The sequence below is a fragment of the Actinomycetospora sp. ABD4_176 genome (assembly GCF_056311855.1).
In genome coordinates, this window is record NZ_CM149974.1 from 5686197 (window position 1) to 5709647 (window position 23451).

Annotated in this window: 21 protein-coding genes and 1 tRNA gene; 10 read left to right on the forward strand and 12 right to left on the reverse strand. The window is 69.7% G+C overall.

Annotated features, from left to right (window positions below; all coding sequences use genetic code 11):
- Positions 1-77: 77 nt before the first annotated feature.
- On the reverse strand, positions 78-899 hold the full coding sequence (locus ACYX4T_RS27590; protein WP_476012399.1) for a tyrosine-protein phosphatase: 822 nt from the start codon (positions 897-899) through the stop codon (positions 78-80).
- Positions 900-1200: 301 nt separating this feature from the next.
- On the opposite strand from ACYX4T_RS27590, the gene ACYX4T_RS27595 reads away from it, so the two are divergent.
- Positions 1201-2520, forward strand: a complete 1320-nt coding sequence (locus ACYX4T_RS27595; protein ID WP_476012400.1) for a DUF1254 domain-containing protein — start codon at positions 1201-1203, stop codon at positions 2518-2520.
- A 23-nt stretch (positions 2521-2543) separates the two neighbouring features.
- Here ACYX4T_RS27595 and ACYX4T_RS27600 read toward each other — a convergent pair whose 3' ends face one another.
- The 3 genes from ACYX4T_RS27600 to ACYX4T_RS27610 all read right to left on the reverse strand — a co-directional run bounded on the left by ACYX4T_RS27600 (position 2544) and on the right by ACYX4T_RS27610 (position 6411).
- Positions 2544-3821, reverse strand: coding sequence for a chloride channel protein (locus tag ACYX4T_RS27600; protein WP_476012401.1), 1278 nt, complete (start codon positions 3819-3821; stop codon positions 2544-2546).
- A 98-nt stretch (positions 3822-3919) separates the two neighbouring features.
- A complete protein-coding gene (locus tag ACYX4T_RS27605; protein ID WP_476012402.1) occupies positions 3920-5689 on the reverse strand; it encodes an oleate hydratase in 1770 nt (589 codons plus the stop codon).
- A 20-nt stretch (positions 5690-5709) separates the two neighbouring features.
- A complete protein-coding gene (locus ACYX4T_RS27610; protein ID WP_476012403.1) occupies positions 5710-6411 on the reverse strand; it encodes a helix-turn-helix domain-containing protein in 702 nt (233 codons plus the stop codon).
- A 637-nt stretch (positions 6412-7048) separates the two neighbouring features.
- Here ACYX4T_RS27610 and ACYX4T_RS27615 point away from each other — a divergent pair.
- From ACYX4T_RS27615 to ACYX4T_RS27635, 5 genes are read left to right on the forward strand one after another with little or no spacing between them, the layout of a single operon-like run.
- A complete protein-coding gene (locus ACYX4T_RS27615; RefSeq protein ID WP_476012404.1) occupies positions 7049-8227 on the forward strand; it encodes a cupin domain-containing protein in 1179 nt (392 codons plus the stop codon).
- A 4-nt stretch (positions 8228-8231) separates the two neighbouring features.
- Positions 8232-8885 (forward strand): flavodoxin family protein, encoded by a 654-nt coding sequence (locus ACYX4T_RS27620; protein ID WP_476012405.1) that lies wholly within the window; start codon positions 8232-8234, stop codon positions 8883-8885.
- 21 nt (positions 8886-8906) lie between these two features.
- Positions 8907-9722 (forward strand): DUF1275 family protein, encoded by an 816-nt coding sequence (locus ACYX4T_RS27625; RefSeq protein ID WP_476012406.1) that lies wholly within the window; start codon positions 8907-8909, stop codon positions 9720-9722.
- Positions 9719-11713, forward strand: coding sequence for an FUSC family protein (locus ACYX4T_RS27630; RefSeq protein WP_476012407.1), 1995 nt, complete (start codon positions 9719-9721; stop codon positions 11711-11713). Before ACYX4T_RS27625 ends, ACYX4T_RS27630 begins: the two co-directional genes overlap by 4 nt.
- Positions 11710-12162 (forward strand): hypothetical protein, encoded by a 453-nt coding sequence (locus ACYX4T_RS27635; RefSeq protein WP_476012408.1) that lies wholly within the window; start codon positions 11710-11712, stop codon positions 12160-12162. Before ACYX4T_RS27630 ends, ACYX4T_RS27635 begins: the two co-directional genes overlap by 4 nt.
- Before the next feature lie 16 nt (positions 12163-12178).
- Here ACYX4T_RS27635 and ACYX4T_RS27640 read toward each other — a convergent pair whose 3' ends face one another.
- Positions 12179-13057: a hypothetical protein gene (locus tag ACYX4T_RS27640; RefSeq protein ID WP_476012409.1), complete on the reverse strand. Its 879-nt coding sequence runs from the start codon at positions 13055-13057 to the stop codon at positions 12179-12181.
- 685 nt (positions 13058-13742) lie between these two features.
- On the opposite strand from ACYX4T_RS27640, the gene ACYX4T_RS27645 reads away from it, so the two are divergent.
- The 3 genes from ACYX4T_RS27645 to ACYX4T_RS27655 all read left to right on the forward strand — a co-directional run bounded on the left by ACYX4T_RS27645 (position 13743) and on the right by ACYX4T_RS27655 (position 17099).
- A complete protein-coding gene (locus ACYX4T_RS27645) occupies positions 13743-14600 on the forward strand; it encodes a hypothetical protein (protein WP_476012410.1) in 858 nt (285 codons plus the stop codon).
- Between the two features lie 152 nt (positions 14601-14752).
- Positions 14753-16537, forward strand: a complete 1785-nt coding sequence (locus ACYX4T_RS27650; protein ID WP_476012411.1) for an oleate hydratase — start codon at positions 14753-14755, stop codon at positions 16535-16537.
- A 304-nt stretch (positions 16538-16841) separates the two neighbouring features.
- A complete protein-coding gene (locus ACYX4T_RS27655; protein WP_476015385.1) occupies positions 16842-17099 on the forward strand; it encodes a YrhK family protein in 258 nt (85 codons plus the stop codon).
- 312 nt (positions 17100-17411) lie between these two features.
- On the opposite strand, the gene ACYX4T_RS27660 is transcribed toward ACYX4T_RS27655, so the two are convergent.
- Positions 17412-17507, reverse strand: a tRNA-Glu gene (locus ACYX4T_RS27660).
- Positions 17508-17780: 273 nt separating this feature from the next.
- Between ACYX4T_RS27660 and ACYX4T_RS27665 the strand changes: the two genes are divergently transcribed.
- The gene (locus tag ACYX4T_RS27665; protein ID WP_476012412.1) at positions 17781-18899 is read left to right on the forward strand and encodes a PD-(D/E)XK nuclease family protein; all 1119 of its coding nucleotides are present in this window, start codon (positions 17781-17783) and stop codon (positions 18897-18899) included.
- A gap of 71 nt (positions 18900-18970) precedes the next feature.
- On the opposite strand, the gene ACYX4T_RS27670 is transcribed toward ACYX4T_RS27665, so the two are convergent.
- The 6 genes from ACYX4T_RS27670 to ACYX4T_RS27695 all read right to left on the reverse strand — a co-directional run bounded on the left by ACYX4T_RS27670 (position 18971) and on the right by ACYX4T_RS27695 (position 23451).
- On the reverse strand, positions 18971-19225 hold the full coding sequence (locus tag ACYX4T_RS27670) for a hypothetical protein (RefSeq protein ID WP_476012413.1): 255 nt from the start codon (positions 19223-19225) through the stop codon (positions 18971-18973).
- 3 nt (positions 19226-19228) lie between these two features.
- Positions 19229-19549 (reverse strand): DUF6247 family protein, encoded by a 321-nt coding sequence (locus ACYX4T_RS27675; RefSeq protein WP_476012414.1) that lies wholly within the window; start codon positions 19547-19549, stop codon positions 19229-19231.
- A gap of 522 nt (positions 19550-20071) precedes the next feature.
- On the reverse strand, positions 20072-20788 hold the full coding sequence (locus ACYX4T_RS27680; RefSeq protein WP_476012415.1) for a maleylpyruvate isomerase family mycothiol-dependent enzyme: 717 nt from the start codon (positions 20786-20788) through the stop codon (positions 20072-20074).
- Between the two features lie 2 nt (positions 20789-20790).
- Complete coding sequence (locus ACYX4T_RS27685; RefSeq protein ID WP_476012416.1) at positions 20791-22002, reverse strand: acetyl-CoA C-acetyltransferase; 1212 nt, start codon at positions 22000-22002, stop codon at positions 20791-20793.
- Between the two features lie 14 nt (positions 22003-22016).
- Positions 22017-22673 carry a CoA transferase subunit B gene (locus tag ACYX4T_RS27690; RefSeq protein ID WP_476012417.1) on the reverse strand — a complete coding sequence of 219 codons (657 nt, stop codon included), beginning with the start codon at positions 22671-22673 and terminating at the stop codon, positions 22017-22019.
- A 1-nt stretch (position 22674) separates the two neighbouring features.
- The gene (locus ACYX4T_RS27695; protein WP_476012418.1) at positions 22675-23451 is read right to left on the reverse strand and encodes a CoA transferase subunit A; all 777 of its coding nucleotides are present in this window, start codon (positions 23449-23451) and stop codon (positions 22675-22677) included.

Here is a 23451-nt window from a genome sequence, read left to right on the forward strand (position 1 = left end):
TCGGGCCCTGCGTGCCTTCGGACGTTGGTCGCGGCCGGTCGTGCAGGTGGCCCCGCGCGGCGCGACGTCGAGGAGCTTCAGTCCCTGAGGACCAGAACGTCACGCAGGTGGTTCTGCTGATCCTCGTCGATGCCGAGACCGTCCGCGAAGTAGGCCTCGATCGGGCCGAACGCCGTACCCATCTCATCGAGTGCCACGCGCAGGTAGTCGGCCCGTACCCCGAGCACCGGCTCGAGCAGGCGCGGGTCACCGCCGGCGGCGCGGAAGTGCTCGAACACCGGCTTGAGCGCGGGCAACAGGTCGCGATTGGTCAGCTCGTAGTCGTGCAGCACGTCCTCGATCGAGACGCCGAGCAACAGGAGTGTCGCCGCGGCGGCCCAACCGGTGCGATCCTTGCCGGTCGTGCAGTGGAACAGCGCAGGCCGGCGGCTGTCGTCAGCGATCGTGGTGAAGAGTTTGCGGTAGGCCGCGAGCGCGCCCGGCGAGCTCACGATCTCGCGGTAGGCACGCTCGAACAGCTCCGTCGCCTTCCCGTCGCCGAGGACCTTCTCGGCCTGCGCCGGGTTCGACAGGAAGTCGAGAACGTGGGCAGGAGGCGCGCCCTGGGAGCCCCCCAGTACGTCACAGACCACGTGATCGGTGCCCACCAGGGCGACGTCGGGCTCGGCTTCACGTTCAGGTGCCGTGCGCAGGTCGAGCACGACACGGACGCCGAGCGCTGAGAACCGTTCGAGGTCCTCGTCGTCTCGGAGGTGGCTCAGCTCCGTCGACCGGTAGAGCTGCGCTGGGCGGACCCGCCCGCCGCCCGCCGTCTCATAGCCCCCGATGTCCCGGAGGTTGGGAACCGACGGGATGTCGATACGCCGTCCCGGACGAAAGACTCCCTCAGTCGCGGCCACTCTCTCGTCCTTTTCGTGGATCAGACTCGTCGCTCGACGCCCGCAGCTTCTGGAGATCCGACAGCGTGAGGCGGGCATGTGCACCCTGTGTAGGGCATCAGAGTCGTGGCGCGCTCCGCCGGGCTACTGTGTTGATGGAGTACGGGGCGGTGTCGAACGCGCGGGCTTGATCTTGCCGTCGGGTCGCCCAGAGGTGAGGGGCATGGTGTCGGAGTCGTCGGGTCCGCGTCTCGGGTGGCGTGACGAGAGCGCCCGAGCGGGCGGGGTGGGCGGCGGTCGGGGAGCGTCGCGGTTGAGGCACTTGTTCAGCAGGCGGAGCGCGGACCACGCGGAGATCAGCCTGCCGTCCGCCGATCTGCGCGCCATCGCGGCGGAGGCCCACACGTACTTCTACCCGTTGGTGACGATGGAGATCGGTCGGTGGCAGGAGATCGGCGTCGAGGAAGCCGTCTCCGCATCGAACACGTTCAGCCACGGCCGAGCGGGAGCCGGAACGGCGCCACGACCGTTGGGTGAGCCACAGGCCGACATGCGCTGCTCCGACGCCTGGCTCGACCTCTCCGATGGACCTCTCGTGCTCGACGTGCCGGAGAGCGGGGGGCATCACTACATGCTCGTGATGCTGGACATGTGGAGCGACGTCTTCGCGGCATCGGGGAGCCGGACCACGGGGGATGGCGCGACCCGGATCGCGCTGATCTCGCCCGCCTGGCGAGGGCCGCTGCCCGTTGACGCGCAACCGATCCATGTCCCGACACCGGTCATGCGGCTGATCGCTCTGGTGCAGAGCAATGGTGGGGCACCTGGCGGAGAGCGCCACGAGTTCGAGCGTGGGCTCTCCCTCAAGACGATCGACGGCGAGGCACCGTGGACGAACGTGCGTGGTCCGGCGCCTCCGGCGTCGGTGGACCTGAGCCGGGCCCGGACGGTGATCGTCGATGGATTGGACGCCACCGAGTATTTCGCCTTCGCCTCCGACCTCCTGGCCGTCTACCCTCCCCATCCCACCGACTTCTCGGTCCTGGCTCGACTGGCACGGCTGGGGTTCGACGAGGTCGGGTTCGATCCGAAGCGGTTCGACGACGACCAGCTCGCGGCGATCCGATCTGGCGCGCGCGACTCGATCGACCTGCGCCGCGCAGGAGTCGAGGGCCGAGACCAGGTACTCAACGGATGGAGGCTCCCCTCGACGCCTCTCGGTGTCTACGGCAACTGCTACCGCGAGCGCGCACGCGACGCGATGCTCGGTCCCGGGACTGTGCCCCTCGAGGAGGCGATGGCCGTGACTGCGGTCTCGGACGCGACGGGCGCTCCGGTCGCCGGGGACAGGAACTACACCGTGCACTTTCCCGCTGGTCAGCTTCCGCCGGCAGGCGCATTCTGGTCGATCACGGCCGGTACCGACGGCAACGATCGGTCCGTGCTCCGCGGCCAGGGTGTGCGGACCAACCCGGACCAGTCGCTCGATCTCTTCGTCGGCCCCACGGATCCGGGTGGCGCTCGGAGTATCAACTGGTTGCCGACGCCTCCTGGACCGCTCCGCCTCGTCCTGCGTCTCTACGCACCGGCTCCCGTCGCCCTCGCCGGGCGGTGGACGCCCCCGGCACTGCGCGCCCTCTGAGACCTTCGGTGCCGATCGGTGGATCACCGCGGACCGGCCCCGATCATCCGCTCGCGGAGGCTGTCGTACACCGGAGCGGACCTGAGCAGCGTCGCGGTCATCACCGCCGCGATCCCGGCCAGCAGCATGGGCACCGTGACCGTCGTGATCGCTGTCATCTCCACGGTCAGGGCGATGCCGGTCAGCGGCGCGCGCACCACGGCGGCGAACAGGGTCGACATGCCGACGATGACCATGCCCAGCGCGAACCCCGGCGGGAGCGCCGGTAGAGCGAGCTCGACGACCGTGGTGAAGCCCGATCCCAGGAGTGCCCCCAGCGCCAGGAGGGGCGCGAAGAGCCCACCGGGCGTCCCGGCCGCATAGGACAGGGGACCGACGAAGAAGCGGACCGCGAGGTAGAGCAGCAGGACCGGGAGGGCGAGAGCCTGGCCGGCGAGCAGCGCCTGGGTGAGGTCGTCTCCGCCGCCCACGAACCGGGGGTCGAGGAAGAGCAGGAGCCCCACGACGCCGCCGATCAGTCCAGCGCGCGCGATCGGAGGAATCTTGTTCAGGCCGTCGGTGAACTGCAGCAGCCGGAGGACGACGACGTTGTAGCCGACCCCGACGAGTCCCACGACGACACCGAAGACGACGAACAGGGGGAGGACTGCGGCGGACGGCGTCGGCACCTCCCCGACAGCGAAGTCAGGATGGTCGCCGAGGATCAGACGAGCGCAGGCCACCGCGACCGCGACCCCGGCGAGGGTGGGCGCGAGGAACCGGAGCCGCGCGGACTTCGTCACCTCCTCCAGCACGAAGAGGGCTCCGCCGACGGGCGCGTTGAACGCGACGGCGAGGCCCGCGCCGGCCATGGCGGTCTGCAGGGCCCGGGCGTCCTCGTCACCGAGCCGGGCCGTGCGTCCGGTGCCGGCCCCGAGCGCGGCGGCGATATGGACCGTCGGCCCCTCCCGTCCGAGCACCATCCCGCTGCCGATGGACAGGACGCCGCCCAGGAAGCGCGCCGGCACGACGGACATCGGAGGAGGGTCGGCCTCACGGCGCACGACGGCCTCGACGTCCTGGATGCCGCTACCTGCTGCGCGCGGTGAGAGCCGCACGATGGCCGCCGCCGCGGCCGCCGCGGCGGCGGCGGCGAGGACCGGGATCGCCCATCCCCACGGAACGGAATGGGCCCAGATGGCCCCGGCCGTGCGCACTTCGGCGGCGCGGACCAACAGCCAGCGGAAGGCGCCGCCGACCAGACCGGCGGCCGCGCCCGCGACGATCGCGAGTGTCGCGAGGACGAGGAGGCTTCGCCCCATGGCCGGGGACATCTCGGGATCCGGGGACGACAAGTGCGCTCCTTCCTCGGACCGGATCGGACCGGACCGGATCGGGCCGCCTCGCATCCGTCGGGAGATCAGTCGTCCTGGGCGACGAGACCGTACCGTGCGAGCAGCCCGCCGATCTCGGTGTCGTCCAGCTTGTCGAGCAGCCAACGGCGGAGAAGATGCGGGGCGGGCAGCGCCATCTCCTCGCCGTCACGCAGGCGTCCCGTGGCCGCCAGGAGCGAGCGCACGTCGTAGGTGGAGGCGAACACCTCGGGCACCGCGCGCTCGATGTCGAGCAGCTGGTACACCGCCTCCATCGGGGTGCGGACGGAGTACTCGGTGGTGAAGATGCAGTCGCGACCGGTCTCGGCGAACTGGCCGATGAAGGCGAAGTTCACCGCTCCGTCAGGAACGACGTCCGGGCGATCCCCCGCCCGCCGGGGCATGAAGAACGACGTGACGTAGGGCATCATCACCGGCACCGTCCTCGCGCCGGTCGCGGCCATCTCGTCGATGCTCTCCAGGGGGACGCCGAGGTGGTAGAGCCACTCCCGCGTGATGTCCTCCCCGGTGCACTCCTGCATGGGCTTGTCGACGTAGTCACCCGGGGTGTCGACGAACAGCGAGTAGAGCCAGACCACGATCTGGTCGGAGGGCTGCTGCTTGAAGTGTGGCTGTCGGTTGACCGTCCAGCTCAGCAACCAGCGTGAGTCCTTGACGGTGACGATGCCGCCGGTCACCACTCTGCCGCTGAACGGGTCGCGCTTGCACACTCGCCGGATGTACTCCGGGATGCGGGCGTCCAGGGTGGTGACGGTGGCCGACTCCCATTTCGTCTCCGGGATGTGGGCACCGAAGACGTCGGGGCGCCCGAACGCCGGGTCCTTCGCGGCGATGCGCCGCCACAGGTCCCAGGCCGGCGCCGGCCCCTCGTCGAGCCGGGCCGGCGTGTGGTGGTCGCCGTCGTCGGAGTTCTCGGTGAGTGAGCCGATCGTCATGAACAACAGGTCGTCCGCGCCGAGGTCCACACCATCCTCGGCGCCGTCGGCGACCCAGTGCAGGCGCGTGGCCACCTTGGCGTCCAGGGTGATGTGGAAGTCGACGTCGGTCACCTCGGTGTCGAAGCGGAACACGACACCGTGGTCGAGCAGCCAGCGATAGAGCGGGAGAACCAAGGACTCGTACTGGTTGTACTTCGTGAACTTCAGTGCCGAGAAGTCCGGAAGGCCGCCGATGTGGTGGATGAAGCGGTGGAGATAGAGCTTCATCTCCAACGCGCTGTGCCACTGCTCGAAGGCGAACATCGTGCGCCAGTACAGCCAGAAGTTGCTGGTCAGGAACTCCTCCCCGACCACCTCGTCGATCCGCTTGCCCTCCATCTCCTCCCGCGTCGCCAGGAAGAGGCGGATGACGTCGCGCTGGCCGTGCCGGCCGAGCGTGAACAGGCCGTCGGTGTGGGCGTCCTGACCTCGGTCGACCGTCGCGCGCTGGAGCGAGGAGTTGGGGTCGTCCTTGTTCAGCCAGTAGAACTCGTCGAGGACCGAAGCGCCGTCGACCTCGATCGAGGGGATGGAACGGAAGAGGTCCCAGAGGCACTCGAAGTGGTTCTCCATCTCGCGGCCCCCGCGAACGACGAAGCCCTTCCTCGGTTCCTTGATCCCGTCGAGGGCCCCGCCGGGGAGGGCGAGGCGCTCCAGGATCGTGATCTTGTCGCCGGGCATCTGCGCATCGCGGATGAGGAAGGCTGCTCCCGCGAGCGAGGCGAGGCCGGCCCCGACGAACCAGGCCGTCCTGCCCTCGACGCCGGCCGGCGGGCGAGGGCGGGCGAATGCCTCGTAGTTGCCGCTGCTGTAGTGCACCTGGTCCTCTCCCGGCGGCGTCAGCTCACCGCGTTCTCGTCGTCGCGACAGATGGAGAGGGCCAGCTGCCGGGGCACCCTCGGCATCGGCACCGCCAGCGAGACGCCCCCATCCTCCGCATGGCCAGCGGGACCGCTCCCGCGCGAGCGGTAGGACGATGGCGTGGTGCCGGTACGGCGTAAGAACTGGCCACGGAGGCGGGAAACGCTGGTGAAGCCCGAGCGCTCGGCGACCTCGGCCACCGAGAGTTCAGGGTGGTTCTCGAGCAGTTCCGTCGCGGTCGCGATCCTGCGCTGCGTCAGCATGGCGGCCACGCCACTACTCGGGGCGTGGCGGTACAGATTGCGGCGGCTGGTGTGGAGCTCGCGCGCGATCTGGGTCACGTCGAGGTTCGGGTCGCCGTGCCGCGCCTCGATCAGGGACTCCAGACGCGCCACGAGTGCCTCTCCGCCGTAATCGGCGGTGGTGGGGACGGGGAGGCCCGCCAGGATGCTGCGCACCATGCCGACGAAGACGTCGTCGAGGCCGGGCTCGGGCCTACCGATAGCCGGTAGTTCCTCGGCGAGGGTCTCCAGCATGGAGCGCGAGGCGCGCACGAGGGGCGTCTCGTCGACGACGGTCGCAGGTGGTAGCGCAGGGCTTGTCAGTCGCGCCTGCGGAACCGCGAGGGCCACCACGGCGGCGTCTTCCGAGATGGCGCTCTCGGCGTCCGGACGTGTCAACAGCAGCGAGCGTGCTCGGCACGGTGATCCGGCGACCGGCTGACCGCCGCCACCTCGACGCGTGTGGACCAGGAGAGCTCTCGGCTCGTAGGGCGAGAGCGCCCGCCAGCCGCGCCGGACCGCCTCGAGAGAATCCACGAGGATCGCGCACCTCTGGAAGGCGACCGCACGCGGCGCACCGTCGGAGGGCGGCCGACCCAGGGGAGTCGCGGCGGCCGGCGCGCGGCCCCCGTCTCTCGGCCGCTCACCGGCAGCGGGTTCCGTCGCACCTCCCATGGCCCCCCCATGTCGGACGGACTGCGTGCCCGGTCATCGTCCAGAGATCACCATCGTGCACGTCTCGGGAAGGACCAAGCCCCCCGTCGGGTGAACGAGGGTTCGGCGAACGTACGGTCCGAAGCATCGACGACGGCCGCGGTGCAGCTCAGGCCCAGGTCAGCTCGTCGAGCTCGGGAGGTCGCGGCGGCCGACGGTCCCCGCACGCTGATCACGAGGAGCGAGCAAACCTCGATTCCGTGCCGACTTCGAGGGCGATATTGCGCCGGACGACTGAGATGCAAGGCGGTCGCCGCTACGTTGCGCTGGTCGGTGGATCTCCATCGTCACACTCGCACCCGCTCGGCCTCGAAGGGGCACGATGACCGATCAGGCGACCACCCCGCAGCCGATCCGCGCATCCGACAACAAGGGATGGCTGGACCTCGGTCCACGCGACATCTGGCGCGACCGCGAGAACCCCGACATCCTCGTTCCGCCTCCGACCGATCACGGAACGATGGCGAACATGAAGTTCTCGTTCTCCGACTCCCACCAGCGGCTGGAGACGGGTGGATGGGCGCGCGAGGTCACCAACCGCGAGATCCCGGCGTCGCAGGACGTGGCCGGCGTCAACATGGCCCTCGAGCCGGGCGCCTATCGCGAGCTGCACTGGCACAAGGAAGCCGAGTGGGGCCTGGTGCTGGTCGGCAGTTGCCGGGTCACGGCCGTCGACGAGCACGGCCGGTCGTTCATCGACGACGTCAAGGCCGGTGACCTCTGGAACTTCGAGGCCGGCCTTCCCCACTCCATCCAGGGCCTCGACGACGGTGTCGAGTTCCTGCTGGTGTTCAGCGATCCCGACTTCTCGGAGAACTTCACCTTCCTGTTGTCGGACTGGTTCGCCCACATGCCCCAGGACGTGGTCGCCGCGAACCTGAAGAAGACGGAGGGCGAGATCAGCGTCTTCCCGACGTCCGAGAAGTACATCTTCCCGGCCGAGCTGCCCGGCCCGATCGCCGACGTCGACCGCCCCGTCCCCGGTGGCAAGGTCCCGTCGCCCTTCACCTTGCACATGGAGGACGTCACGCCGATCGAGTCCGAGGCGGGACGGGTGCGGATCGTCGACGTGAACACCTTCCCGGCGGCCAAGACGATCTCGGCTGCTTTCGTCGAGGTCGAGCCGGGAGGCATGCGCGAACTGCACTGGCACCCGAAGGCCGCGGAGTGGCAGTACTACATCCAGGGCAAGGCGCGCATGTCGATCTTCGATTCGAACGGCCTGGCCCGCACGTTCGACTTCACTGCCGGCGACGTCGGGATCGTCCCCCTCGTCGCCGGTCACTACGTGCAGAACATCGGCGACGAGAAGCTCATCTTCGTCGAGGTGTTCAAGTACCCGGAGTACTCCGACGTTTCGGCCAACAAGTGGCTGGCGTCCAACCCGGCCAAGATCGTCGCCGACCACCTCAACGTGACCACCCAGTTCGTCGAGTCGCTGCCGACCGATGACCGTCCCGCGCCGGTCATCTGGTACGACCAGTCCAAGGTGAAGAAGTAGCGCCGTGGCTCGCATCCTCTGCGTCTTCGCGAGCCTGTTCGGCGCGAATGCCGAGCTGGCGAACCTGGTCGGCTCCTCCCTCGGCGCGGTCGGCGCCGAGGTCCGGGTCCGCCGCGTCCACGAGGTCGCGTTGCCGGCGGAGGCCCAGCCGTCCGCCGAGCACGCCGAGCTCGCCACCGCCGACGACCTCGCCTGGGCCGACGGCTACGTGTTCGGCTCGCCCTCGCACACCGGTCTGCCCTCGGCCTCGATCAAGGCGTTCATCGACCAGAACCACGACGCCGCCGTCGCAGGCGCCTACCTCGACAAGACGTTCACCGCGATGGCCACCTCGGGCTTCGCACACGCGGGCCAGGAGCGCGTCGTCGACGACCTCAATGCCGTCGGAGCCGCGTGGGGTTGCCTGCTGGTCCCGCCCAGCACCGCGAACGCGACGATCAACAAGATCAACGGCAATCCGTACGGGCTCACGTTCGTGCTCGACCACGGGAAGCTGCCGGCGAGCGATCTCGTGACGTCGGTCCTCGACGAGCACCTCAGGCGCTTCGTCCACGTCACCCGAGCGGTGGCGGCACTTCGGGACGCCACCCGGGAGACGGAAGGCGAACCACCCGCCGGGCGCCGGCCTCCGCCTACTGCCGCAGACGTCTTCAGCTGACCGAGTCCTCGAGGAGCGCAGATGTCCACGTCCGCGTCGGCGGCCGGGGTCCAGGTCATCCAGGACCATCCGGAACGGGTCCGCTTCCCGCTCATGGAGCTCCCGGGGGTCGGCTTCCTCCTGGCGTTGATGGCGGGGAGCCTGAACGCCTGGACCCTGGCCAATGCGTCGACCTTCTCCACCGTCCAGTCCGGGAACATGGTCTCCCTCGGCTACTGGGCGGTCCAAGGCAACTGGGAGAAGTTCAGCTTCCCCGCACTCTCGGTCCTGGCCTTCGGTCTGGGGTCGGCGGCGTGCGGTGTTCTCATGACGTCGCTGCTGCGCAGCGGGCGCATCATGACCGTGGCCGTCCTCGCCACTCAGGCCGTTCTCCTGATCATTCTCGGCGTGCTCGCCCTCTCCCTGGTCGGTGAGGGACCCGCGGCGGGGACGGCACTCGACCTCACGAGGGACCACTCCGCGACGGCGCACTGGATCGCCATCGCCATCAGCTTCGTCGCCGGGGCGCAGGGCAACGCGTTCCACAAGAACCACGGGATGCTGTACGGGAACGTGGCGGTCACCTTCGTCGTGCAGATGGCGTTCAACTTCCTGATCCAGTCGCTGTTCAACAGGAAGGGCATCAACGGCGAGCCGAACCTGATGTGGTCGGGGATCTTCTTCCTCACGTTGCTCGGATTCGCCGGCGGCGGGGCGCTCGGGTTCCTGGTGGACAGAGTCGTCGCCAACGGCGCCTCGATCTTCATCCCGGCGGTGATAGCCCTGATCCTCGTGGCCGTCGCCTCCAGCCGGAAGTTCCGTGACGTGGACCCCACTCCGGGCGGCTCCTTCGCGTGACCGACCCGAGGCCGCCGTCCCGTACGACCGGCACCGAGGACGGGCCGGGCGCCCCGCCGTGGCGACCATCGCTGTGGCTGCGCGCCCTGGCCCGCCAGGCACCGGCCACCTGGCCGGTCGGACGATCCGTCCGTGCGGCGATCGGCGTCGGCAGCCCGGTGGTCGTGGCCTCCCTGATGGGGCACGCCGTCGTCGGCATGTGGCTGGCCATGGGAACGCTGCTGCTGACGGCAGGCGAGCGATCCGTGTCGTACACCTCACGGCTACGGCAGATCGCGATCGTGACGCCGGTAGCGGCCCTCTCCTACTTCTTCGGGGTGCTATCAGGGCTCCCACCGCTCGTCACGGTCGTGGTCATGACCGCGGTGGCGTTCGCCGGGAGCGTCGTGAGCAACTACTCGGGGCCGGTATCCGTGGCCGCCATGCAGGCCATGCTCATCGGTGCCATCGCCATCGGCGTCGAGGCTGCGGCTCCGTACTGGTGGCCCGCGGTGCTCTTCCTGGCGGGCGCCGTGTTCTACGTCCTGCTGCTCGGCGTCGAGATGGCGGTCGACCGCCGGCGCCCGGAGCGCACCGCGCTCGGGGCGCTGTTGCAGGCCCTCGCCGATCTGTCCGACGGCGCCGCGACCACCTCGACCGATCTCAGTGCCCTCCGCGCCAGCGCGCTCGGCGCGATCGACGAGTTCGACCGCATCGCGCTCGTACGTCGAGGCACCGCTCAGGGTCCCCTCGCCGAGTACGAGCGCGCCGCGCGCATCTCGAGAGCCGCGGACCAGCTGCTCGCGCGGCTCCTCGCCCACGACGCCGACCCGGCCCTCTCCGCGGCGGCTGCGGAGCGACTCCGAGAGTGCGCGACGGCGGTCTCGCGGCGTCTCCGCCCCCCACCACGAGCAGCGGCGCCCGGGACCCTGGTGCGGCTCGCGATGCTCGAAGACGCGATCTGGGAAGGCGACGCTGCGCCGACCTCACCCTCACCCTCTCGAGCGACGGGTCCGCGCGCACGGCTTGCGCCGCCCGGACCGGACCTCCTCGCCGCGGCAGGCGTGGTCGGCCTGTGCACCGCGCTGGCCTACGCCGCCTACTTCCTGCTCCCGGTGCCGCACGGGTACTGGATACCGCTGACCGTGGCGCTGGTGATGAAGCCCGACCTCGGTTCCGTCTTCGGCCGGGCCGTGCTGCGCAGCGTCGGAACGGTGGCCGGAGCCGCCATCGCGGTCGTCGTCGGTCTCCTCCTGCACGACACGGTCGGGGTCGGCGTCGCGATTGCGCTGCTCGCGGCCTGCCTGCCCTGGGGCATGGCCCGGTCCTACGCCCTGCAGGCCCTCTTCCTCACCCCGCTCGTCATGATCCTCATCGATCTCGTCGCGCCCGATGCCTCGATCGTCGGTCTGACGTGGGCCCGGATCGGGACCACGGTTCTCGGCGGACTCATCGCCATCGTCGCCGGCTACCTGATCTGGCCGTCGGCCCGCCACCCGCGCCTCGCGGCGCGATTCGAGGACGCCCTCACCGCCCTCACGCAGTACGCCCGCGACGTGGCTGCCGGCGCCGCGACGACCACCATCGCCACAGCCCGGCGGACGGCCTACCGGAGGCTCTCCGACACGGCCGCCAACCTCCAGCGCACGCTCTCCGAACCGCCACCGGCGGGCGCGGAGGCGTGGGCATGGATCCCCGTGGTGACCGCGGCCGAGCGGGTCGCCGACCGGATCACCGACGCGTCCGCCTCACGCGTCCCCGGCCCCACGACCTCCGACGTCACCGTGCTCTCCGACCTGGCGGACGAGCTCGCCGTGCTCAGCCGGCGTGGGAGCCAGGACCACGAGCACCGTGCCCCCTCCCCGCCGCGCAGCGGCGAGGACACCGAGAACCCCGCCCTCAGGGAACTGGCGGACGAACTGGCCGACCTGGAACCGATGCTCACGCGCGCCCACGCAACCCCCCTGGAAGGGCGCCGAGACCGACGGGCGCCCGATACTCTCCCGCCGTGAGTGAGCCGAGCCCCTCCACCTCGTCCACCCTCGAGATCGGCATGACGACATGGTCGGCACCCAACCCGTTCGGCGAGCCCACCGCCTTCGTGCTCGTGCACCCGATCGCGACGCCGGACGACGGCACACTCGCCGATGCGGTCGCCGGTCTGGGCCTCAAGCGCCTCGACGCCGACGGCGACATCCTGCCCATCGGGACCGACACGCTCTACGCCTCGCTGCGGGCCATGCGGGTCGAGCTCTGCACCCCGGACGGGGTGTGGTTGGACCACCCGGTCACCGACGAGTGGACCGGCCACGCGATCGGCCGCCGCTACATCGTGCTCGCGATCGGGCAGGTACCGCTGAGCGGTGACGCGGACGCCGCGACGATCGCGCAGTACCTGAGCGACCGCGAGAGCGTGTACTCCGCGCTCGTGAAGATTCGGGTCCGGTTCGAGCGAAGCTGACCGTTCTCGGCGCCGGTCAGCGGTGATGGCGGGCCAGGACATCCGCGCCCACGGCGAGCGCCGTCTCGAGGGCGGCGAAGAGGTCCTGCGTCGCGGAGCGCGCAGCCGTGTGGGGGGCGGGCTCGGGGAGCGCCGGGCGGGCCGGCTCCTCGCCGACCAGGGTGGTGAGAGCGCGCGCGGTGATCGAGAAATCCACACCGTTCGGGGCGTCGTCCCGGCGCCGCCCACGGACGACGCCGGCGGCATCGACCACGGCGGTCTCGACGGCGAGTATGCGACGCTCGCCGCCCTCGTACACCTCGTCCGTGCCGTGGCTGCCGTGCCACACCACCCGGGTCGGTGAGGCGAGGTCCGCGACGCCGGCGACCGTGTCGGTCGGCTCGGCGTGCGTCTCGCCGGCCTCCAGAGAGGCTTCGAACACCGCCCGGACGCGCTGCGAGCCCGACGCGGCGCCGAGGGTCACGCGGAGGTGGACCTGCTGCGTCGTGCGGTTCGTCAGCTCGAGGGCGACATCGGTCAGGCGGACGTGGATCACGTCGGACGCACGCACCGACCGGCGGGCATCGTCGCGGGTCGTCGGTTCGACAACCGGTGCGGGGCCGGGTTCGGACGCACCATGGTCCGAACCGACCTCGGCGAAGCTCAGTTCGACGCCCGCCGCGTTCTCGACGATCGAGGCCACCTGCCGGGCCACCGTCGGACCGTGCCGTGCGTGGGCGACGTCGAAGAGCAGGACGACGTCGGCGTCGGGGTGATCGGCGACGACCGGCGCCGCGTGCACCGCGCCGGAAAGAACGGGCACGACGATGACCGCCGGACGCGTCGACAGCGTCGCCAGCGCACGCTCCGGGCGGGGGGCCGCCCGCTCGTGCCAGTCAGGGGACGCAGCGCGCACCGCGGCTCGGCCGGGCACCCCCCAGTGGATCGCCGACCCCGCGGTGCCGCGGCCGTTCAGGTGCTCGACGCGTCGACCGGAGGACGCTGCCAGCGCGGCCCCGACATAGATCTCGTGGGACGAGACCGATCCCGCCGGCGAGAGAACCGCGACCGCCCCGGGTCTCGGAGCCGACCGGGCAGGCAGGACGACGAGAGCGAGCGGGCCGAGCAGCGGCGTGACGCGGAGGGCGTTCGTCACCGCCTCGAGCCGTGCCGCCCCCTCACGCCGCCAGCCCCGCGGCTCCGTCCCGCGTCCGACGACGGTCGAGATCGCGCCCGCTCGCCCTCCCAGGAGGATGGCCTCGGCCAGATCAGGGGTCGTTCCCTCATCGCCAGGTGCCGGGCCGTTCCCCGAGACGACCACGCTCGCCGACGGCGTGACGATGACGAATCCGAGCCTCCGGAGCCGGTCCTCGTCGGTCGCGTCGAGACGGAGCGGCGGAACGAGGACGCTGCGAAGCCCCATGTCGCGCACCTTAATCGTGGGGCCACCGGCGGGCCGCCGTCGCGCCAGCGCCGCGGTCGATCGCTCGCCCCGCACGAGCGCGGCGTACGTCGGGGATGATCCCGGAGGCGCATCGGCGCGAGCCGCGACGACGATGGGCGAACCGGACCGTTCGATCGCTTCTCCCGAGGGGGTTTCCGTGTTCCTCGTCGGTCTGGTCGTCGCGCTGGCGGCTGCCGGAGCGAACGCCGGCGCGGCACTGCTGGAGGCGTCGGCGACACGCCGGACGACCCACACCCGGACGGTCTTCCTCCACCCCACCTACCTGGTGGGCCTCGTGCTCGACGCCTCCGGGTGGGTGCTCTCGGTCGTGGCGCTGCGCTACATGCCCATCGTCGCTGTCCAGGCCATCGTGGCCGGTCAGGTCGCGATCACCGTGATCTCCTCGCACTGGGTGCTCGACACCCCGCTGCGTCGGCTCGACGTCGCCGCCGCGGTCACCAGCGTCCTCGGCCTCGCGCTGCTGGTCTCCGCCTCCACCACGTCGGCGGTCCCGCAGGCCCTCGGCGAGGGGACCGCGCTGCTCGTCGCCAGCCTCCTCATCGTGGCGGTGGCCGGAGTCGTCACGGTTCGCCACACCCGCGCGGCATGGCCGGTGGCCCTGCTCGCCGGCCTCGCCTTCAGCGGGACAGCCATCACGGTCCGCCTGGTGCATCTCCAAGGGCCCGCCGAGCTGGTCGTCCCGGGTCTGCTGACCAATCCGTTGACCTACCTGATCGCCGCGTACGGCGCGATGGGCCTGGGGCTGTACACAGTGGCGCTGGGCCGGGGGACGGTCGGGCCCGTCGTGGCGGTCCTCGCGGTCACCGAGACCCTCGTCCCCGGACTGGTGGGGCTCCTGGTGCTCGGGGACAGCGTGAGGGCCGGCTGGTGGCCGATGTTCGCGATCGGACTTCTACTGGCGCTCGGGAGTGTCACCGTGCTCGCCGGGTCACCCGCTCAGGCCTCGCTCTCAGGGCCGGACAGAACGGCGTCGCGGCGACGCGGCGCCCACTGAGCAGCACCTTGGACGAATAGTGCCCAGGCGGACTCCGTCCGGAGGAATCTCGTGAGTAGGTAGGGACACGTCGATCTTCGTCGCCTACCGTGCAAAGCCATCCCATCGGCTCCTCAGGTCGTCTGCCGGTGGTTCCGGTCCGACCAGTGGCGATGGAGTCGCTCGTGTACCGCAGCAACGGCAATTTCGAGGCATTCGCGCGACCGGCGAAGCCGGCCGGCGCGGACCGGAAGTCCGCCTACTTCGTCGGTTCCGGGCTCGCCGGGCTCGCCGCCGCCGCGTTCCTCATCCGCGATGCGCAGATTCCCGGCGAGCGCATCCACTTCTTCGAGGAGCTCGCCGTACCGGGCGGGAGCATGGACGGCATCTACGACGACCACAAGGGTTTCGTCATCCGAGGTGGCCGCGAGATGGAGGCCCACTTCGAGACCTTGTGGGACCTCTTCCGATCGATTCCCTCGCTCCAGACCGAGGGCGTGTCGGTGCTCGACGAGTTCTACTGGCTCAACAAGCACGACCCGAGCCACTCCCGGTGCCGTCTCATCCACAATCGAGGAGAACGCCTCGAGACCGACGGGCTGCTGACCCTCAGTCAGGAGGCCATCAAGGAGATCCTCCACCTCTGCCTGACGAAGGAGGAGGACCTCGGCGACACCCGTATCGACGAGGTGTTCAGCGCGGAGTTCTTCGCCTCCAACTTCTGGATGTACTGGGCCACGATGTTCGCGTTCGAGCCCTGGGCGAGCGCGATGGAGATGCGCCGGTACCTGATGCGCTTCGTGCACCACATCAGCACGTTGTCCGACATGAGCGCACTCAAATTCACGCAGTACAACCAGTACGAATCGCTGATCCGCCCGCTCACGGCATACCTGCAGGATCAGGGCGTGACCATCCGCTACGGCACCCAGGTCACCAACGTGGTCGTGGACGACGTCGACGGGGCGAAGGTCGCCAAGGCGCTCGTCCTCGACGTCGAGGGCCAGGAGCAGACCCTCGATCTCACCGAGGACGACCTCGTCTTCGTGACGAACGGATCGATCACGGAGAGCACCTCCTTCGGCGACAACGACTCGCCCGCTCCGCGACGCCGTGACCTCGGCAGCAGCTGGAAGCTGTGGAAGAACCTCGCCGCCCAAGACCCGGAGTTCGGCAAGCCGGAGAAGTTCTGCGAGAACGTCCCCGAGGCCAACTGGGTCATCTCGGCGACCGTGACGCTCACCGACGATCGAGTGCTCCCCTACATCGAGCGCATCACCCAGGTCGACCCCCGCAGCGGCTCCATCGTCACCAGCGGACCGGTCAACATCACCGACTCCAGCTGGCTCTACGGCTTCAGCATCAGCCGGCAGCCCCACTTCGCCGCACAGCGAGCCGACCAGGTCATCGTCTGGCTCTACGGGCTCTTCTCTGACCGCCCGGGGGACTTCGTCCGCAAGCCGATCACCGAGTGCACCGGCTCGGAGCTGTGCCAGGAATGGCTGTACCACCTCGGCGTCCCGGAGGACGAGATCGTCGACCTGGCGACCACGTCGGCGCGCACCATCCCCTGCTACATGCCCTACATCACCTCGTACTTCATGCCCCGATCCCTGGGCGACAGGCCCCAGGTGGTACCCGACGGTTCGAAGAACCTCGCCTTCCTCGGCAACTTCGCCGAGACCGAGCGCGACACCGTCTTCACCACCGAGTACTCGGTGCGCACGGCCATGGAGGCCGTCTACACCCTGCTCGACGTCGACCGCGGCGTGCCGGAGGTGTTCGCTTCCGCCTTCGACGCACGCATGCTCCTGCGCACCGTCTACTACCTCAACGACCGCAAGAAGCTCTCCGAGATCGAGACGCCGCTCGTCGTCTCGATCCTCGAGAAGTGGGGCCTCAAGAGGATTCAGGGCACCTACATCGAAGAGCTCCTCGCCGACGCCAACCTCATCTGAGCGATGCCACGCACCAGGTGAGACTCCGCTTCACGAGGCTGCGTGGGCGCCGGCGCCCGAGCGCGGGGGCCGAGCGGTGGCGCGACCGTCCTGGTCCAGACACTTCGATCGAAGGCCGACCGCACGCGTGAGCGAGGTGCGGCCTGTGGCGAGCAGGGTGAAGCCGCCAGCGGCCCGGCTCGGGACGCAGGCCGTCGGCACAGTCCGGCAGGATGGGGTGGTGAGCGCACCGGAAAACGCCCACGACCACTCGGGCTCCGACGACGGGTCGGCACCCGGGCACCCACCACCTCTGGTGTTCACGATGGGCCGCGAGGAGCTCGTCATCCGCCGGCGCTACGAGGTGCTGTCGATCATCAACGACATCCTCGTCGGGCTCTGGTTCCTCGTGGGAAGCATCCTCTTCTTCTCCGAGGCCACCACGTACGCCGGGACCTGGCTCTTCGTCATCGGCAGCATCGAACTGCTGATCCGACCCAACCTTCGCCTGCTCCGGCGCGTGCACCTGCAGCGACTGCCGACGGCCACCGGCCGTCAGGTCGATGCCGACCAGGACTTCTGACCCAGCCGGCCGGGTGACCCGGGCTCGCTGAGTCCGGATCGTCGGCTCGATGGCGTCGCCGCGGTCTGAACCTTCTCGTGCTCGACGGCGCACCGAGCCCAGCGCTGATTCGACGCCACGTGGTCAAGTCGGGAGCCCGCGCCCAAGCAGGACTGTGTGGCGCGGCGGCACCCAAACTCGAACCCGTTGGGGCACCTCGCAGCGCTCCCGCATCGATCTCAATCGACGAGAGTGACCGAGTAAGCGGGGCGCGAGCCCTCAGGGGAGTCAACTGTCAAGATCGCTCTGTAGAGCCGTGACCAGCCGAAAGGGTGCGCCGTCAGGGACTCGAACCCTGAACCCAGTGGACGAGAGTCACGTCTGTTGCCGTGGGCCGCGGTGCTCGTTCGTGCTGGTCAGCAACGGTGCCACACCATTCGGATCATGAGCGGTCGGCGACCGCGAGCTGCCATGGTGTGACGTAAGCGGACTGCTAGACGGCCGGTCGTCGCGATCTTCGGCTCGACCAGGCTCCTCCTGCCGACGACGGAAAGTGGTCAGACAGGACCCCAAGATCCGTATTACCTCGACGCCGTCGCAAGTGTGGGAGACGTCTGGCCGAACTCTGGCGGCGTCACGCGCGTACGCCATGGGCGGCGACCGACGTAGTTGTCGGAGTGTCCTGACCACGGGGGGTCTGAGGTGGACGACGACGCGTTGCGCGCGGCGGTCGACGAGGCAAGCACCCTTCTGGGGTGCGAACCGCTCTGGCACGCCTCGCTCGGGTCGAAGGAGCTGTTCCACTCCAACTTGCTCGGGTGGGCCCTGGAGACGTGGGCCGACCGGAGTCGTCACGTCCTCGGGCTGTCGGGCGACGCATTGGTCAGCGGGGTCCGCCGGGAGTACCTCGATCTCGACCTCGTGGTCGAGTTCGCTGACGGTGAGGTCCTCGTCGTGGAGAACAAGGCGTTCGCGCTTCCCGACGAGAGTCAGCTACGCCGGTACGCCGAGGTCGTCGCCGAGAGAATCTCCAGCAGCGCCAGGCTGGTTCTGCTCAGCCTCACCGACCCGGGGTGGCGCGGCGGCGAGTTGCCGACTGAGCACGGCACCTGGCGCTTCGTCTCCTACCGCGAGCTGGGTCGCCGGCTGCACGATGCGTTCGCGCCGGGCGAGAGCTTCGCCGAGCAGGTGGTGGTCCACCACGCGACGCTGATGCAGCAGCTTTCCGATCTGATGGACCTGGTCGCTGATGTCGGCCCCGACGACCCGCTGGTGCTGCCCGCCGACCTACGGGAGCGCATGAAGGGCATCCGGATCGCTGACGCAGTGGCCAAAGCACGCGTGCAGGCGACCATGAACCTGATCCGGGCTCGCATCGGCACGCCAGTGGGCGACACGAGGGGTACGCCCGAGCGCTTTGAGGCCAACTTCAGCAACGGCACCCCGTTGCTCTCGATGTACTACTGGGCTGGACCGAGACGTCGCGTGGGCTGGCAGTTCCAGAACGGGCAGTGGCGACTGGCAATGATGTTCGGCGACCTCGCCGGACGGTCCGACGAGAGTCGCGCCGCTCGGATGCAAGTCGCTCGCGAGCATTCTGAGTTCTTCGACTTCGGCCCGATGCAGAATGTCCTCAGTCACGACGACGGCCGGTCTCGTTCCGCTCATGATGGCCGGCTCGAATTCAACCGCTTCGACGACGACTTCGTCTACCGCTACCGCAAGCTGGCGCCGGAGACGTCAGTCAGCACGGTGGTTGAGCTCGGCGTCACGTACGCGCGTCATTCAGCGGAGTGGAGCACCCAGAATCCGGCGAAGTGACCAACAAGGTCCCCGAGGTACGGTGGCATTCCTGCGACGACGCTTCAGACGGGCGCCGGTCACCGTGGTGATCAGAGAAAGGTCACCTGGACGATCGGGACCACCCGGTCGCGTTCGAGGATGTGGAAGACGACCTGGCCGGTGCCGCCCGGGCCGATGGTGGCGACGCGGAGACCGGTCGGGTTGGACGGTACGAGCGGGCTTCCGACCATCCAGGGGGCGACCTCGAGCGCAGCCCTGAGCTCGGCGAACGGAACGAGAAGCTCTGGCGGTAGCGCCTCGATCGACGCTGCGACGTCCTCGCCGACTGGCTCGACGACGTACACCTGCTAGAGACCGGCCTTCGTGCTGGTGACCTCCAGCGGCTCGTCATCGGGAGAGGGTTCGCCGGTGGCAAGTGCCGCCGCGTGACGGATGGTGCGTCGGTAGGCGTCCGGATCGGTCTGCAGGATCGCCATCCGGCGCCACCGTTCGACGACCTCGAAAACCTCAGCGAGCTCCAACGAGGCACGAGCGTCATCCAGCGCCGCCTCGTACTCCACGACGAACCGGTCGGCGTCGTGGGGGAGCAACCACGCCTTGACCACCGCAGGAGAGGCACCGCGGGCAAGAGGGTGAGGGCCCGGGTCGCGACGGGCTGCGGCAGTCACGGCTCGACGGTAGCGGCACCCACCGACACCCCGCGAGCGCCGTCGCGGCGGGTGTCGATGCAGGCGCACCCGATGGCCAGCACGCCGATTATTGATCTTCCTGCGGCAGGATGTCGCGGAGTAAACGGCCGGTGGACCGGCCGGAGACTCACATCGAAGATCGCTTCGCGAAGCTGTGACCTGCGGAAAGGGTGCGCCGTCAGGGACTCGAACCCCGAACCCAGTGGACGAGAGTCACCTCCTTCGCGATGGCGTGTGGTGCATGTTCGTGCTGGTCAGCAGCGGTCTCATCACTTCTCGATCATGAGTGGTGGGCTGCTGTGGGGGACCAAGGTGTGACGTAAGCGGTCCCCTAAGCGGGCCGACGGGCAGTAGGCGGGCACCGAGGTGGGCGATCTTCTTCGCTCCCGTGGGGTGCGGTTCGAGGAGAGGCGGGACGGGCCCTGTCGATCGAGCACTGGGCACGGTGTCGTCTCCGAGCGTTGACGACGTCGCCCCGTGGGCCCGCAGATCGGGTTGGCTTCACCAATGGGGCAGGTGCGGTACGTCGCCCTCACAGAAAAGATCTTCACTCACCTGTTCACGCGCCAGGAACGGCAGCAGCGACTCGTAGTAGCCCTCGATCCGGTGGGAGCCGTCGCCGACCACCCATTCCTCACCCTCGCGGGCCAGAATCCGTAGGCCTGGGCTGACGGGGTGTCCCTGTAGCCGGTGCACACAAACCTCGATGGCGTCCACGGTGGCGTCGGGATCGGCCTCGTGCCATTCCCACGTGGTGTTGAGGTCGTCGTGGTGAACGATGATCTCAGTGGTGCGTCGGGCCGGCAGCGAGAAAACGTTGACCTCCCCGGACAAGAGGGTCGGCACCGTCTCGACCTTCACCCCGTTCCTCAGACCTCGGAACGCCTCGAGCAGGCGTGCATCAGCCTGCTCGAGGGCCTTTGTGAGGCCGCTGGCAGACAGCTGAGCAGCCGACTCGATGTCGATGTCACGCTTCTCCCGGGACTCGTAGGCCGGCGTCTCCTGCCCGGTGACGGCCCAGGTAACGAGGTTCGCCGTGGCGTCTGCATCGAGTGCCAGATGCGCGATCACGTGCGCCCGTGTCCATCCCGCGCAGTTCGTCGGCTCGGTGAGCTCGTCATCAGTGAGGCTGGCGATGGTGGCCATCGCCATGCCCGACTCACGCTGCAGCACGTTGATGTCGCTCGTCAGCGTACGAGTGTTCTTGGCCAAGATCATGGTCAGAGGGTCCGTTCGAAGATGGCGGCGAGGCCCTGGCCGCCGCCGATGCACATGGTCTCGAGGCCGTAGCGGGCCTCGCGGCGCTCCATCTCGCGCAGCATCGTCGCGAGGATGCGCACGCCGGTGGCGCCGACGGGGTGCCCCAGCGAGATGCCCGAGCCGTTGGGGTTGACCCGCTCGTCGGTGACGAGGTCGATGCCCCACTCCCGCCCGACGCCCAGGGCCTGGGCGGCGAAGGCCTCGTTGAGCTCGATGACGTCGAGGTCGGCCAGCGACAGCCCCGCGCGGGAGAGCGCCTGCTCCGTCGCCGGCACCGGCCCGATGCCCATGACCTCCGGGCCCACGCCCGCGAGCCCCCACGACACCAGCCGCGCCAGCGGCCGCAGCCCCAGCTCGGCGGCCTTCTCCGGCGTCGTCACCAGGCACACCGCGGCGCCGTCGTTCTGGCCCGAGGCGTTGCCCGCGGTCACCGTCGCCGCGTCGTCCTGCTTGCCCATGATCGGGCGCAGCTTCGCCAGCGACTCCAGGTTCGCGTCGGGGCGGATGTGCTCGTCCTGGTCGACGACGGTGTCGCCCTTGCGGCCCGGGATCGTCACCGGCACCAGCTCGTCGGCGTAGCGACCCTCCTTGACCGCCGCCGTCGCCTTCTCGTGCGACCGGACGGCCAGGCGGTCCTGCTCCTCGCGCGGGATGTCGTAGCGCTTCCGCACGTTCTCGGCGGTCTCGATCATCCCGCCCCACACCGGGTGGTTCACCCCGCCCGCGTGCACCCGGCCCTCGGCCAGCGCGTCCTTGAACTGGAACCCGCCCGCCTTCGTGCCCCAGCGCGGCGCCTGGCTGTAGTAGGTGGCGCCCGACATCGACTCCGCGCCGCCCGCGAGCACCACCGACGCCCCGCCGGTCTGCACCGCCATCGCCGCGTAGAGCACCGCCTGCAGGCCCGACCCGCAGCGCCGGTCCACCTGGATGCCGGGCACGGTCACCTCGAGGCCCGCGTCCAGCGCCGCCACCCGCCCGATCGCCGGCGCGTCCATCGTCGGGTAGCAGTGCCCGAACGCCACGTCGTCCACGTCCTCGGCCCGCAGACCGGTGCGCGACACCAGCTCCCGGATCACCGTCGCCGCCAGCTCCTGCGGCGCCACGTCCCGCAACGCACCCCCGAAACCACCCACCGGGGTCCGCAGGGGCTCACAGACGACAGCGTCAGGCATCAGCTCGTTCCTCCTCAGGCAGCGGTCTCGGCGAGGTCGTCGGCGTCGAGGAGCGGCGCCCCGGTCTGTTCGCGGACCTCCTCGGTGGTGACGCCCGGGGCGAGCTCGCGCAGGACGAAGCCGCCGGGGGTGACGTCGACGACGGCGAGGTCGGTGATCACGCGGGAGACGACGCCGCGGCCGGTCAGGGGCAGCGAGCAGGACTCGACGAGCTTGGCCGCGCCCTTCTTCGTCACGTGCTCCATGACCACGAGCACGCGCCGCGCGCCGTGGACGAGGTCCATCGCCCCGCCCATGCCCTTGACCATCGCGCCGGGCACCGCCCAGTTGGCGATGTCGCCGGTGACCGCGACCTGCATCGCGCCCAGCACTGCGGTGTCGACCTTGCCGCCGCGGATCATCCCGAAGGAGAGCGCGGAGTCGAAGAACGAGGCGCCCTCGCGGACGGTCACGGTCTCTTTGCCGGCGTTGATGAGGTCGGGGTCGACCTCCTCCTCGAGCGGGTAGGGGCCCACGCCGAGCAGGCCGTTCTCCGAGTGGAGCAGGACCTCGACGCCCTCGGGCAGGTGGTTGGGGATGAGCGTCGGGAGCCCGATGCCGAGGTTGACGTAGGAGCCGTGGGCGAGCTCGCGCGCGGCGCGGGTGGCGATCTGCTCGCGGGTCAGGGCCATCTCACGCCTCCCGGGTCGTGCGCTTCTCGATGTGCTTGGTGGTGACCTGCTCGCCGGTCAGCTCCACGACGCGGTGGACGAAGATGCCGGGCACGTGCACCTGGTCGGGGTCGATGTCGCCGGGCTCGACGAGCTGTTCGACCTCGGCGATCGTCGTGCGCCCGGCCATCGCCGCGAGCGGGTTGAAGTTCCGCGCGGAACGGTGGAAGACGAGGTTGCCGTGCCGGTCGCCCTTGGCCGCGCGCACGAGGCCGAAGTCGCAGGTCAGCGAGAGCTCGAGGACGAAGGGCACCCGCTCGCCGTCGACGTCGAACTCGCGGACCTCCTTGGGCGGCGAGGTCACCGCCACCGACCCGTCGCCCGCGTAGCGCCAGGGCATCTCGCCGTCCGCGACCCAGGTCCCGACGCCGGCGGGGGTGTAGAAGGCGGGGATGCCGGAGCCGGCGGCGCGCATCCGCTCGGCGAGGGTGCCCTGTGGGGTCAGCTCGACCTCGAGCTCGCCGGCGAGGTACTGGCGGCCGAACTCCTTGTTCTCCCCGATGTAGGAGGCCACGACGCGGGCGATGCGGTGCTGCTCGAGCAGGATGCCCAGGCCCCAGCCGTCGGTGCCGCAGTTGTTCGACGCCAGGTGCAGCCCGGTGGCCGAGCCGCGCGAGATGGCGTCGATGAGCACGATCGGCACGCCCGACAGGCCGAAGCCGCCGACGGCCAGCGACGCCCCGTCGGTGATGTCGGCGACGGCCTCGTCGGCCGACGCCACGGTCTTGTCGACGGTCAT

Excerpts from the sequence above, each read along its gene's own strand:
- ACYX4T_RS27600 (WP_476012401.1), bottom strand. The coding sequence starts at position 3,821 with ATGGGGCGAAGCCTCCTCGTCCTCGCGACACTCGCGATCGTCGCGGGC.
- ACYX4T_RS27615 (WP_476012404.1), top strand. The coding sequence starts at position 7,049 with ATGACCGATCAGGCGACCACCCCGCAGCCGATCCGCGCATCCGACAAC.
- ACYX4T_RS27625 (WP_476012406.1), top strand. The coding sequence starts at position 8,907 with ATGTCCACGTCCGCGTCGGCGGCCGGGGTCCAGGTCATCCAGGACCAT.
- ACYX4T_RS27650 (WP_476012411.1), top strand. The coding sequence starts at position 14,753 with ATGGAGTCGCTCGTGTACCGCAGCAACGGCAATTTCGAGGCATTCGCG.
- ACYX4T_RS27655 (WP_476015385.1), top strand. The coding sequence starts at position 16,842 with ATGGGCCGCGAGGAGCTCGTCATCCGCCGGCGCTACGAGGTGCTGTCG.
- ACYX4T_RS27680 (WP_476012415.1), bottom strand. The coding sequence starts at position 20,788 with ATGATCTTGGCCAAGAACACTCGTACGCTGACGAGCGACATCAACGTG.
- ACYX4T_RS27685 (WP_476012416.1), bottom strand. The coding sequence starts at position 22,002 with ATGCCTGACGCTGTCGTCTGTGAGCCCCTGCGGACCCCGGTGGGTGGT.
- ACYX4T_RS27690 (WP_476012417.1), bottom strand. The coding sequence starts at position 22,673 with ATGGCCCTGACCCGCGAGCAGATCGCCACCCGCGCCGCGCGCGAGCTC.
- ACYX4T_RS27695 (WP_476012418.1), bottom strand. The coding sequence starts at position 23,451 with ATGACCGTCGACAAGACCGTGGCGTCGGCCGACGAGGCCGTCGCCGAC.